The 12,702-nt window shown below is 33.5% G+C and carries 14 protein-coding genes; 11 read left to right on the top strand and 3 right to left on the bottom strand.

The window, feature by feature from the left end; translation table 11 throughout:
• Positions 1–123 precede the first annotated feature (123 nt).
• The gene (locus EV02_RS06475; protein ID WP_032519090.1) at positions 124–1,707 is read left to right on the top strand and encodes a glycoside hydrolase family 57 protein; all 1,584 of its coding nucleotides are present in this window, start codon (positions 124–126) and stop codon (positions 1,705–1,707) included.
• Between the two features lie 5 nt (positions 1,708–1,712).
• On the opposite strand, the gene crtL is transcribed toward EV02_RS06475, so the two are convergent.
• Both crtL and gyrA read right to left on the bottom strand, forming a co-directional pair.
• Complete coding sequence (crtL, locus tag EV02_RS06480; RefSeq protein WP_032519089.1) at positions 1,713–2,924, bottom strand: lycopene beta cyclase; 1,212 nt, start codon at positions 2,922–2,924, stop codon at positions 1,713–1,715.
• 24 nt (positions 2,925–2,948) lie between these two features.
• A complete protein-coding gene (gyrA, locus tag EV02_RS06485; protein ID WP_032519087.1) occupies positions 2,949–5,546 on the bottom strand; it encodes a DNA gyrase subunit A in 2,598 nt (865 codons plus the stop codon).
• 179 nt (positions 5,547–5,725) lie between these two features.
• Between gyrA and EV02_RS0108635 the strand changes: the two genes are divergently transcribed.
• From EV02_RS0108635 to rsmD, 4 genes are all read left to right on the top strand, one after another.
• Positions 5,726–6,889, top strand: coding sequence for a GuaB3 family IMP dehydrogenase-related protein (locus EV02_RS0108635; RefSeq protein ID WP_032519085.1), 1,164 nt, complete (start codon positions 5,726–5,728; stop codon positions 6,887–6,889).
• Between the two features lie 230 nt (positions 6,890–7,119).
• A complete protein-coding gene (gene trxA / locus EV02_RS06490; RefSeq protein WP_011376622.1) occupies positions 7,120–7,443 on the top strand; it encodes a thioredoxin in 324 nt (107 codons plus the stop codon).
• Between the two features lie 11 nt (positions 7,444–7,454).
• Positions 7,455–8,072 (top strand): imidazole glycerol phosphate synthase subunit HisH, encoded by a 618-nt coding sequence (gene hisH / locus EV02_RS06495; RefSeq protein WP_032519083.1) that lies wholly within the window; start codon positions 7,455–7,457, stop codon positions 8,070–8,072.
• A 13-nt stretch (positions 8,073–8,085) separates the two neighbouring features.
• Positions 8,086–8,685 carry a 16S rRNA (guanine(966)-N(2))-methyltransferase RsmD gene (gene rsmD, locus EV02_RS06500; RefSeq protein ID WP_032519082.1) on the top strand — a complete coding sequence of 200 codons (600 nt, stop codon included), beginning with the start codon at positions 8,086–8,088 and terminating at the stop codon, positions 8,683–8,685.
• Here rsmD and petG read toward each other — a convergent pair.
• Positions 8,662–8,781: a cytochrome b6-f complex subunit V gene (petG, locus tag EV02_RS0108630; RefSeq protein ID WP_011376619.1), complete on the bottom strand. Its 120-nt coding sequence runs from the start codon at positions 8,779–8,781 to the stop codon at positions 8,662–8,664. The genes rsmD and petG overlap by 24 nt on opposite strands.
• Positions 8,782–8,836: 55 nt before the next feature.
• Here petG and EV02_RS06505 point away from each other — a divergent pair, with 55 nt between their 5' ends.
• The 6 genes from EV02_RS06505 to EV02_RS06530 all read left to right on the top strand — a co-directional run bounded on the left by EV02_RS06505 (position 8,837) and on the right by EV02_RS06530 (position 12,680).
• On the top strand, positions 8,837–9,223 hold the full coding sequence (locus EV02_RS06505) for a c-type cytochrome (protein ID WP_032519079.1): 387 nt from the start codon (positions 8,837–8,839) through the stop codon (positions 9,221–9,223).
• Positions 9,220–9,972, top strand: coding sequence for an RNA methyltransferase (locus EV02_RS06510; protein ID WP_032519078.1), 753 nt, complete (start codon positions 9,220–9,222; stop codon positions 9,970–9,972). Before EV02_RS06505 ends, EV02_RS06510 begins: the two co-directional genes overlap by 4 nt.
• A gap of 117 nt (positions 9,973–10,089) precedes the next feature.
• Positions 10,090–11,178 (top strand): magnesium chelatase ATPase subunit I, encoded by a 1,089-nt coding sequence (bchI, locus tag EV02_RS06515; protein WP_032519077.1) that lies wholly within the window; start codon positions 10,090–10,092, stop codon positions 11,176–11,178.
• A gap of 5 nt (positions 11,179–11,183) precedes the next feature.
• Positions 11,184–11,657 carry a crossover junction endodeoxyribonuclease RuvC gene (ruvC, locus tag EV02_RS06520; protein WP_032519076.1) on the top strand — a complete coding sequence of 158 codons (474 nt, stop codon included), beginning with the start codon at positions 11,184–11,186 and terminating at the stop codon, positions 11,655–11,657.
• Between the two features lie 9 nt (positions 11,658–11,666).
• On the top strand, positions 11,667–12,224 hold the full coding sequence (locus EV02_RS06525) for a 5-formyltetrahydrofolate cyclo-ligase (RefSeq protein ID WP_032519075.1): 558 nt from the start codon (positions 11,667–11,669) through the stop codon (positions 12,222–12,224).
• Positions 12,225–12,260: 36 nt separating this feature from the next.
• Positions 12,261–12,680 (top strand): SufE family protein, encoded by a 420-nt coding sequence (locus EV02_RS06530; RefSeq protein ID WP_032519074.1) that lies wholly within the window; start codon positions 12,261–12,263, stop codon positions 12,678–12,680.
• Positions 12,681–12,702 lie beyond the last annotated feature (22 nt).

Below are 12,702 nucleotides of genomic sequence, written 5' to 3'. Positions count from 1 at the left end.
TGGTTAAAATTCTGATAAAAAAAATCAAATACTTAAATTTTTAAAGTATTGTTTTAGGATTAAAGCCTTTTTTATAAAAAAATTTCGATTTTTTATAGAACTACAGGCATAAATATAAAAAGTATGAATGGGCAATACTCAAGGAATAATGTTTTAGGCCGGTTAGCGATAGTTTTACACGCTCATCTACCTTATGTCAGAAAAAACGAAAAAAACTCCTTAGAAGAGGATTGGTTATTTCAGGCGATTCTGGAATGTTATATACCACTACTTCAATCAATAGAATCTTCCAAAAATGAAAATCCTGAAAATACAAAACTTACTATTAGTTTGTCTCCAACATTATTATCACTTCTAAATGATAAACAAATTAAAGAAACTTTCCCAAGCTGGATTAAAACAAGGAATGATTTCCTGAACGAACTGCCACTTCAAGAAAAAAATGCATCTGCATTTTTAAAGAATAACCTTAATGATAAATACTTATACTGGCAAAATTGTTCTGGAAACTTAATTGAGAAGTTTAGGGTTTTAAAAAACTCTGGAAATTTAGATATTCTTACTTGTGCTGCTACTCATGGATATCTGCCAATTTTAAGGGAGAATCCTGAAACTGTAAAAGGACAAATCAATACAGCTATTAGGAGCCATGAAAATATTTTTGAAACAAAGCCTTTAGGTATTTGGTTACCTGAATGCGCATATTATGAGGGTTTAGATGAAATACTATTTAATTCTGGAATTAGATATACAATCTTAGACGGACACGGGATTCTAAACTCCACACCAAGGCCTAGGTATGGTGTATACGCTCCAATATGCTCGAAAAAAGGAGTTGCATTTTTCGGAAGAGATAGTGAGTCAACCTTACCCGTTTGGTCCGCTAAGGATGGGTTCCCGGGCGACAAAGTATATAGGGAATTTCATAAAGATTTGGGGTGGGAATTACCTCTCTCAAAGCTCCAAAATAAGGGTATTTCATCAAGAAGACCTTTGGGTTTAAAGTTTCATAAGATTACAGATGAAAACATTCCTTTAGGGGGAAAAGAGTTTTACCTTGAAAATGAAGCCAAAATTAAGGCGGCAGAACATGCTGATACCTATCTTCTAGCGAGATCCAAACAACTAGAAAAATTGACTTTATCCTCTTCCTTTAAGCCTTTATTGGTAGCTCCATTTGATGCAGAGTTATTTGGTCATTGGTGGTATGAGGGCCCTTTTTTTATTGAAAATATACTAAAGAACTCTAGTAAATATTCAATTAAGCTTACAAATTTAAAAGAATTCTTAGTGCAAAAACCAAATCTTCAGATTTGTGATCCATCGCCATCAAGCTGGGGACAGGGTGGTTACCATAATTACTGGATTAATGATGCAAATGCATGGATCGTTCCAGAAATTACAAAGGCAGGCTCAACATTTGTAGATTTGTGCTTGGAAAATTTTAATAATGATTTATCTCTAAGACTCTTTAAGCAAGCTGCAAGAGAACTACTTCTTTCTGAGTCTTCTGATTGGAGTTTTATTCTAAGAGCTGGAACCACAACAGAACTCGCAAAAGAGAGAATAGAAAGACACTTATTCAGGTTCTGGAAATTGGTTGAAATGATTAAAACCCATAGTGATATTAATTTAAAATTTCTTGAAGATATTGAGGAAGAGGATAAAGTTTTCCAAAATATTAATATTGATGATTGGCGTAAATAAAAATACTAATTTAACTTGAGCATTCCTAGTTTTACTTTTAGAGGTGAATTTATAAACATCTTACTCATCACGTAAATTAGTTTTGGAAGTGGAAGTGTATTAGTAAGAAAACCTACCCATTCATTAGTCGATAATCTAAAGAAATTTGAGAAAAAGCTTCTTAATCTACTTTCGTCAAAACTCATTAATCTTCTTAGACCGTATTGGTAAAGTTTATGTCTTTGTGTTAACTCGTAAGGCCACAGAATTTCCCAACCTTTTGAAGCTAACTCTAGTGAACTTAGATGAGGTTCTTTTAAAAAGATTGCTAATTTTTGTGCAAGGAGTGGAGCCCTTCTTAATAAAGATCCAACCATGTATCCTGATGCAGGATGAACCATACTTGCAGCCCCTCCAAAACCAAGTACAAATTGTTTTTTAAATGGGAGGGGTAAATTCATAGGGAAAAGGCAATTCTCTTCATGAAAAATTTCACTTACCTCAATACCCTTACTATTAAGTCTTTTATAAAGTCTTTTTTTTAGATTTTCTTGGGATAATGCAGGATAACTAGCTAATGAGGTTTCTTCAACAAAAAAAGTGTTGTTGCCAAGATCCATTGCATAAAGAAAGGAAGGAGATGATAACTTTTCTTTATTGTTTAAATGATTTGGACGAAAATCCATTAGAACAAATTGTTCTTTATTAACAGGTGGTGATGTAAATTTACCTACAATTCCATAGGCAGCTTGTTGAGCGATTTCATTTTGAACTGGTCTTTTTACAAAATTACTTTTATGACCACTTGCGTCAATGACTAATCTCGCTTTTATTTTGAGACCTGAAAAACATATTACCTCAGATAGTTTGTTTTTTTCTTTTATTTCTTTTGCTGTCTCATTCAACCATTCAATCCCTTTACATTTTTTTAAAAGTTCATTTTGAAAGGCTTCTTGGTTTATTAAACCATAATCGTAGTTGTGTTTTGTAGGAGTATCCCCTTTTTTATTTTCCCCGTCTCCAAAAAAACTAACTGTTTTACACCATCTGTGAGATAACAAGGACTCTAACCCTAATTCCTCTAACTCAGACGCCCAAATACCATATGTATTCTCCCATTTTTCATTTGGAGATTTTGTTGATATTCCCTTAATATTTAGATCTTGCTTGGCTAATTCTGAAGCTAAACATAATGCCGCAGGACCTGAACCTAAAATTAAAATATCAAGTATTTCCATATTATTTAGGTAACTATAAGGCTTTTAATTTTGTTCAATTGAGCTAGGTTGATCTTTTTCCTCTATTTGTTCACGAGGTACCAATACCACTTCCGATAAATGATCACCGTCATCTAATCTTTGTAATTTTACTCCTGTAGCTGCCCTGGATTGCTGAGAGATTTTATCTGCGTTTGTTCTTACTATTACACCTTTTTCGGTCACAAGTAGTAATTCTTCTCCCTCGCCAAGGACCTTCAAACAAACTAGCTGATCATCTTTAATTCTAAATTTTATTGCTCTCAAACCCATGCCTGCTCTTTTTTGTAATCTAAACTGAGCTACAGGTACTCTCTTTCCTAGTCCAAATGCGCTGGCTATTAATACCCATGGACCATCTGAAGAGTTTTCCTCAACATCATCATCAAGATCTTCTGTGAGATCGTCAATTTTAGCTAATTGATCAACCAAATTAGATGTTAAAACATCCATAGAAACTAGATTGTCTCCTTCTCTCAAGTTCATTGATTTAACCCCTCTTGCTGTTCTACCAAGAGGTCTTAATTCATTAATATCTAGTCTGAAATGAATCGCCATTCCTGTTTTAGATCCAATTAAAACACTATCACCTTCTTTTGATAACCTGACCCAGGTTAGGGCATCTCCATCCTCAAGATTAATTGCTATTAGTCCATTTGAGCGAATTTTTGAGAAAGCAGAAAGTGCAGTTCTTTTTATAAAGCCAGCTTTGGTGAGCATTAATAAATAATGATCGTCAACAAAAGAATCCACAGCAACTAATGAAGTTATTTTTTCTTCTCTTGGAATTGGGAGAAGTTGAACTGATGGAGTTCCTTTTGCTGTTCTGCTACTCATAGGAACCCTATATGCTGGGAGAGCGTAAGCCACTCCTCTATCGCTGAAAAGCAAAAGAGTATCATGATCGTTACAGCTTATAAATAATTTCACATCATCATCTTCTTTGGTTTTTGTGCCGGCTTTACCCCTTGAACCACGACTGGTAGATTCAAAATCATTAATAGGCATTCTTTTTAAATAACCTGCTTCAGTTAATAGAACTACGGATCTGTCATTAGCTATGAGATCAATATCATCTAATCCGCCGCCTAAATCCAGTATTTCTGTTTTCCTAGGAGAAGAGAATCTTTCATCGATTTTATTAATTTCTTCAAGAATAATTTCAAAAATTCTTTCTTTACTATTTAATATTTGCTGATATAGGTTGATTTTTCGGGTTAACTCATTATGTTCCCCTTTGATTTTATCAGCTTCAAGTGCTGTTAATCTTCTTAATTGCATTTGCAGAATTGCATCTGCCTGTATGGCAGATAATTTATGGTCGTTTTGTAATTTTTCTCGAGCTGATATTGAATCTTTCGCTGATCTTATTAAATTTATAATTTCATCCATAGCATCTAAGGCTAATAGAAGACCCTTCACAATATGATCTCTTTCTTCTGCCTTTTTTAATAAAAATGCTGTTCTTCTCCTTATTGTCTCAACCCTAAAATCTAGAAAAACGTCTAACATTTTCCTGAGTGAAAGTGTTGTGGGCTCTCCTTTTACTAAAGCAAGGATATTAGCACTAAAGTTATTTTGTAGAGGTGTTAACTTAAATAAATTATTTAAAACTACTTGTGGGTAGGCATCTCTCTTTAGTTCAATAACAACCCTCATCCCATCTCTATCACTTTCATCTCTAATATCAGAAATACCTTCTAATTTTTTTTCATTAACCAAGTCAGCAATTCTTTCAATCAATGCCGCTTTATTGGTTTGAAATGGAAGCTCTGTAATTATTACTGCATCTTTCTCTGCTCTACCAATTGATTTAATTTGCTCAATATTTGCTACCCCTCTCATGGTTATTGACCCCCTTCCTGTTTTGAAAGTTTCTCTAATACCTTCTCTGCCTAAGATTTGACCACCTGTTGGAAAATCAGGACCCTTAATTATTTCAAAAAGTTCTCTATCTTCAATTGAAGGGTTTTTGATTATTGATTTAAGACCATTAATTAATTCCCCCAAGTTATGAGGTGGAATATTGGTTGCCATTCCTACTGCTATTCCAGATGAACCATTTAGAAGTAGTTGAGGGATCCTAGCAGGTAAAACTGTAGGCTCTTGCTGGGAACCGTCAAAATTATCCGCGAAATCTACTGTTTCAGATTCAATATCCTCTAATAAACTTTCATCCGTAAGGGACTGTAAACGAGATTCTGTATACCTCATTGCTGCTGGAGGGTCGTTATCAACAGAACCAAAGTTTCCATGACCATCTATAAGTGGCATCCTCATAGAGAAATCCTGGGCCATCCTAACCAAAGCATCATAAACAGCAGTATCGCCATGAGGGTGGTATTTACCAAGTACTTCTCCTACAACTCTTGCACATTTTCTGTATGGTCTGCTGCTAGTTAAACCAAGTTCATACATTGCATAAAGAATTCTTCTGTGAACTGGTTTTAATCCATCTCTTGCATCTGGAAGAGCACGTCCAACTATAACGCTCATTGCATACTCAAGGTATGAACGAGACATCTCATTTCTTAGGTCAGTCTGAATAATTCGGTCGTTATTTTCGCTTAATCCTGAGTTATTGGAATCTAAAATATCAGACATACAAAAATCCTTTCTTTAATAATAATCGCTGATTGTCATAATGAATAAAAAAAAAGATTTATTTAATTCCCAAATACTAACATTTACGCACAAATCAAAATAAAACCTGTTGTTTTTGAATAAATCTTGGCTTATTACCCCTTTAGTTGTTAATTTAATCAGAATAAAAGGAAATTATCGTGAATATTGAACTTGGTTTAAATAAAAAAGTCAGACGGGCTTATGGCATCGATGAAATAGCTTTAGTTCCTGGTAAAAGAACAGTTGATTACGATTTGACTGATCCTTCTTGGTCAATAGGTGATTTCAAAAGAGAAGTTCCTATTGTCGCTAGTGCCATGGATAGTGTTGTCGATGTCAATACGGCTGTAGAACTTACAAAATTAGGTTCCCTAGGGGTTATTAATATGGAGGGTATACAAACAAGATATCAAAACCCTGATGAAATATTGAACAAAATAGCATCAGTCGGGAAGAATGATTTCGTTCCATTAATGCAGAAAATATACAGTGAACCGGTCAAGGAGGGATTGATTTTACAAAGAATAAATGAGGTCAAAGAGAGAGGAGGTATAGCAGCTTTCAGTGGGACTCCTCAAGCTGCCATTAAGTTTAAAGAAACACTTAATAATTCCAAAATTGATTTATTTTTTCTTCAAGGAACAGTTGTTTCCACTGAACATCTTGGCATGGAAGGTAAGGAAACCTTAAATATTAAAAATCTCTGTCAATCTATGAACGTCCCAGTTGTTGCAGGTAATTGTGTTACTTACGATGTTGCCAAACTTCTTATGGATGCTGGAGTTGCAGGATTGATGGTTGGGATAGGACCTGGAGCTGCATGTACATCAAGAGGAGTATTGGGAATTGGAATCCCTCAAGCAACTGCAATTGCTGATTGTAGTGCGGCAAGAAATGATTACTTTAAAGAAAGAGGTCGTTATATTCCTATTATTGGTGATGGAGGAATTGTTACTGGCGGAGATATCTGCAAATGTTTAGCATGTGGAGCAGATGCTGTAATGATTGGATCCCCAATAGCTAAATCCTCAAACGCTCCCGGTAAAGGATTTCACTGGGGTATGGCTACTCCAAGTCCATTATTGCCAAGGGGCACAAGAATTGAAGTTGGTTCTACAGGATCCTTAGAAAGAATAATTAAAGGTCCTGCCTTGCTTGATGATGGGACACATAACTTATTAGGAGCCATTAGAACCTCAATGAGTACTCTTGGGGCAAAAAATATTAAAGAAATGCAAGAAGTTGAAATAGTTATCGCACCATCGCTTCTTACAGAAGGTAAGGTTTATCAAAAAGCTCAGCAGCTTGGGATGGGTAAGTAGTTCACTTAGAGCAAAATTATAAATCATTAGTGAATTAAGTATTAATTTGAAAAATTTTCTAATTAGGAGTTATTATGAAATGATGGGGGAAACCCCATACTCCTCACACACTAAATCGCCCGATTAATCGGGCTTTTTTAGATATTTTGTTACTTATATTATTTAATCTGTAATGAAATCATCACTTAAAAGAATTGCCTGCTAAATTTTCAAAAAGGAATACTTAAATTATGTCATCAGCTCCCGCCGTAACTGATTCTTCATTTGACAAAGATGTACTGCAAAGTGATCTACCAGTATTGGTTGATTTTTGGGCACCATGGTGCGGTCCATGTAGGATGGTCGCTCCTGTTGTAGAAGAAATCTCAAAAGACTTTGAAGGCAAAATTAAAGTTTTCAAATTAAACACAGATGAGAATCCAAATGTAGCCAGTCAATACGGGATTAGAAGTATTCCTACATTAATGATCTTTAAAGGAGGTCAAAAGGTTGATACCGTTGTTGGTGCTGTACCAAAAGCTACTCTCTCAAGCACTTTAACTAAGCATTTATAAATTTAAAAGCTTTGCATAAAATTGGACTAATAGACTATGGAATGGGTAATATTCATTCCGTAACAAAATCTCTAGAAAGTCTTGGAGAAGAAATTATATTGATTAAAAACTTTAATGATTCCAAGTTTTGTAAGGCGATAATACTTCCAGGTGTTGGAGCATTTGATCCAGCGATGGATAATCTCATAAATACAGATTTGATAACTGATTTGAAAAATTGGATTAAAAGTGGGAAATCCTTTTTTGGAATATGTTTAGGTCTCCAACTCCTTTTTGAATCTAGTGATGAAGGAAAAATTCAAGGGCTGGGAATTTTGAAAGGAAAAATACAAAAAATTCCTAATATTGTTAACCAAAGAATCCCACACATGGGTTGGTGCCAACTTTTACCTACCAAAAAAAATACTTTATTTGGGATTGAAGAATTAGATAATTGGGTCTATTTTGTACATTCTTATCATGCAATCCCAGATGACTTAAATATTATTGCAGCTCAGGTAGATTATGGCTCTGAAAAATTAACTGCAATGATTGAGAATGATAATTTATTGGCCTGTCAATTTCATCCGGAAAAATCTGGAAAAACCGGTGAAAAACTTTTGAGAAGATGGCTGAGTAATATTCCATAACAGATGCTTAGGGATGAAGACTAACTTAAGATTAATAGGTGGTAAAAAACTACAAACTCCAAATAATTCTTACACCAGACCCACAACTTTGAGAGTGAGAGAGGCCATATTTAATATATTGAACAAAAGAGTTGAAAATAGTAACTGGCTAGATTTATTTAGTGGAACAGGGGCAATATCTTGTGAAGCCTATAATCACGGGGCAAGCAAAATAATTGCAATTGAAAAAAGCAAAATCAACTCAAAAATTTGCTTAGAAAATTTACTCTCCTTGGAGAATATAGAGAATAGGAGAAATGATATCGAAGTTATTTGTAAAGACGTTTTGAAATGGACAAAACCTAATTATGAGAGAAACTTATCATCTAAAAATATCGATTTAAACAAACTAAAATTTGATTTTGTTTATCTAGATCCTCCATATGATCTGGATTTCCATGAAATAGTTTTAAATCAATTATTTAATTGTAATCTTTTAAAAAAAGATTCAACAGTTATTTGTGAACATTCTCCAAAACTTTTTATTAAAAAAAGTACTTTGTGGGAAACTATAGATGTAAGAAATTATGGGCAATCAAGATTAACATTTTTAATCAATGTCCAGCATCCCTGAACCTCTTCTGTATTGATTCCATGCACTTACGAATAGTCCAAGAAGAGTTATTGGAACCAATCCTAAAACAATTCCACATAGAAGAGGCTCGATCATTTTTTTGCCTTTTTTGAATTTCTTACTCACAATTGTTACATAGAGAATATTTTTTGTGTCAACATCTTCATCAACTGCAGCAGAAAGAGACTTTAAGAGAGAAATCTTAAAAATTGTTTTTGTTGTATTTGGAGTTTTATTGATTTGTTTTTCAATATTTTGGTTAAATCATCATGAAAATAACAAATATATTATTGAAACTCTTGAGCTTAATGGCTCTGCTGAGGAAGGAGATGCTCTTTTTAAGATAAATTGCGTTGGATGTCATGGAATTACAGCAAGAGGATTAGTGGGCCCAGACTTGCACTCAATAACTCAACGCTTGAATGATAAAGAGATAATAAAACAAGTTACTGGAGGCCTAACTCCTCCGATGCCAAGTTTTGAAATTGATCCTGAAAATATGTCCAATTTATTGAAATATCTTCATAGTCTTGAATGATTTTGGGAAAAAATTTTTCTAATCTAAAGATAATTTTAGTTGAACCAAATGGTCCTTTAAATGTAGGAAGTGTTGCTAGATTATGCAGTAATTTTGACGTTGATGAATTAAGAATTGTTTCTCCTAAATGCGACATATTTTCTTTAGAAGCAAAAAAAATGGCTCTTAAAGGCCAAAAATTTCTTAAAAATTGTAAGGTTTATGATGATCTTCAAAAAGCAATTTTTGATTGTGATTTGGTTCTAGCATCTTGTGGAAGGATTGATTTTAATAAAGATCTATTTTTTGTATCTTCGGAAGATATATTTGATTGGACTTTATCTTTTGAGAAGATAAATAATTTAGCAATTATATTTGGAAGAGAAAATAGAGGTTTAACTAACAGTGAATTACTTCAGGCAAATAAAACTTTTAATATTCCAACTTCTGAGAATAATCCTTCATTAAATCTTTCACATGCTGTTTCAATAGTTTTGTATGAATTAAATAAGTCTTCAAAAAAGAATTTAAATAATGAATTAAAAGTTTTTAACTTGGCATCATCGAAAGAAGTACATGATACATTTGTGGAGTTAGAAGAAATGCTTTTGCGAGTTGGATATCTCTTAAAACACACCTCAAAGGCAAAAATCAGTAAATTTAAAAATTTTATTTTGAGGGCAAATACATCAATGAAAGAAATAAATGTTTTAAGAGGAATTGTCCATCAAATAAACTGGTTTTTGAACAATTCAAAAAAAAATAGGTAAGTATAAATTTGATTAGCTATTTTTGGCAACTTGTTTTAATTTGATAGGGATATTTACTAAAAACATTTTCTGAAGTAGCATCTATTGATTATTTGAATATTTAAGAAAACTAAAACTGTGCCTACAACAAAGAAAAGAAGAGTTTTTCCTTTTACAGCTGTAATTGGACAAGAAGAAATGAAATTGGCTCTCTTGTTAAATGTTATTGATCCAAGAATTGGAGGAGTGATGATAATGGGTGATAGAGGGACTGGAAAGTCTACTACCATTAGAGCCTTAGCTGATTTGTTGCCTGCAATCGATGTTGTTAAAGACGATCCATATAATAGTTCACTAGTTGATCCTGACTTACAAAGTAAAGAAGTTCTGGAAAAGATTACTCAAGGAGAAAATCTAGAGAGTATTCAAAAACAAGTACCTATGGTTGACTTGCCTTTAGGGGCTACTGAAGACAGGCTTTGTGGCACCATTGATATAGAGAAGGCTTTGAGCGAAGGTGTTAAGGCATTCGAACCGGGTCTATTAGCAAAAGCTAATAGGGGTTTACTATACGTTGATGAAGTGAATTTACTTGATGATCACTTAGTTGATGTACTTTTAGATTCGGCAGCTTCCGGATGGAATACTGTTGAAAGGGAGGGAGTATCTGTTCGACATCCTGCGCGGTTTGTCCTTATTGGTTCAGGAAATCCAGAAGAAGGTGAATTAAGGCCTCAACTATTGGACAGGTTTGGAATGAGTGTTGAAGTTAAGACAGTTAGAGATGCTGAATTAAGAGTTCAAGTAGTTGATCAAAGAACTTCTTTTGATGATAATCCTGATGAGTTTTCATTGAGTGTTGAGAAACAACAGGTTGAACTTCAACAAAAAGTTATTAATGCACAAGAAATATTAAATTCAGTTCAAATGGACGATGACTTAAGATTGAATATTTCTGCAATCTGCGGAGAACTAGATGTGGATGGTTTACGGGGGGATATTGTTACAAATAGGTCTGCTAGGGCAATTGCAGCATTTGAGGGCAGAACTGAAGTGCAAGAAGATGACATAGCAAGGGTTATTTCTTGTTCTTTAAGACATAGACTTAGAAAAGATCCATTAGAACAAGTTGATTCAGGTGAAAGAGTTGTTCAAGCTTTTTGTAAAGTATTTGATTTAGATGAAAAAGAAAATCTTTCAAAATTTCAATTGTCTGCTGAAGCTTAATAAAAGTGAGAATAATTGGGATTGACCCTGGATTAGCTAGAGTTGGTTATGGAATAATTGAGATAGAAAATGAAAGAAAGATATTATTGGACTGCGGCGTTATTGAGACAGGTAAAGATAAGAAAGAAGAAGATAGACTTTATGAGATATTCCAAGATCTTAATGAATTAATAAATCATTGGAACCCAACTGCAGCTGCAGTAGAAAAATTTTTCTTTTACAGGTCAAGCACTACCATTAGTGTGGTGCAGGCCAGAGGCGTGATTATGATGGTATTGGCATCTAAAAAAATTCATGTTAGTGAGTATTCACCTGCTCAGATAAAATTAACAATTGCAGGGTCTGGAAAGGCATCTAAGAAAGATATTCTTGACGCTGTTATGTATGACTTAGATCTTAACAAACCTCCAAAACCTGATGATTCAGCAGATGCATTGGCCATAGCACTCACAAAACTAAATGAGGAAGGCTTTAACTGAAAATTTAATATGACGATCTTTGAAAATAAGAAATTGGAGAGGGAAATGTTTAGAAAACTAAGAGATAGGATTTCTCTTAATCAAAGAGAAAACGTAGAAAAGAATGTAAGATTATATGTTGATGAATTTGTTAAGGGATATAAAAATATTGGTTATATAGCCATATATTGGCCTCTAAAAAATGAAGTTGATATAAGAAGTCTCAAGAAAGAATTTACTTTAGCTTTGCCTAGATGTAAAGAAAAAAAAGAGTTGTTATTTTATCCATGGGACGAAAAAACTCTTACCAAAGATTCTGAGGGGATACTAAGTCCAAATAACTCTTCCCCATTAAGTCATTCGCAGATAAACATGATATTTGTACCATGTCTTTCCGTTGATAAAAAATTAACAAGATTGGGTTATGGAGGAGGTTATTTTGATAAATTAAGGAGAGATAGTGATTGGAGAAATGTTCCATGCATTGGAGTATTAACTTCTAATTGTGTTAGTACAATTCCTTTAACCAGAGCTGAGTGGGATATTCCTTTATCGGGCTTCATCACAGAAAAAGAAATATTTGTATAATAAGAACCTCATAAAGTTATTAATTTGTATTATTAAATGGAAAATAAGGAAAAGTACAATAATTTATCAAAATTAGTAGAAAAGTTGCAGAAATCAGAAGATCCAAAAAGAAAATATGAATACATTTTGTGGTTAGGCAAAAAATTAAAAGAACCAGGTAGTGAAATCCTTGTTGAAGAGAATAAAGTTAAAGGATGCGTTTCAGAAGTTTTTGTTAAGGCAACTATTAAAGCCGGTAAATTATTTTGGGAAGGATATTCTGATGCTCTCATAACAAAGGGTTTGTTGGCATTTTTAATTACTGGGTTAAATGAATTAACACCAAATGATGTTGTAAAAATAGATAAGAAATTTATAGAAGATACTGGTTTAAAAGCAAGCTTAACGCCTTCAAGATCAAATGGTTTTTTAAACATTTTATTGAAAATGCAGTCTCAAGCAAATGAATATTTGTAGGTCTAATAATATAAAATTAAAC

The sequence above is a fragment of the Prochlorococcus marinus str. SB genome (assembly GCF_000760115.1).
Lineage (GTDB): Bacteria > Cyanobacteriota > Cyanobacteriia > PCC-6307 > Cyanobiaceae > Prochlorococcus_A > Prochlorococcus_A marinus_D.
The sequence above is the reverse complement of the archived record's forward strand: the minus strand, read 5'-3'. Positions and strand labels throughout refer to the sequence as shown.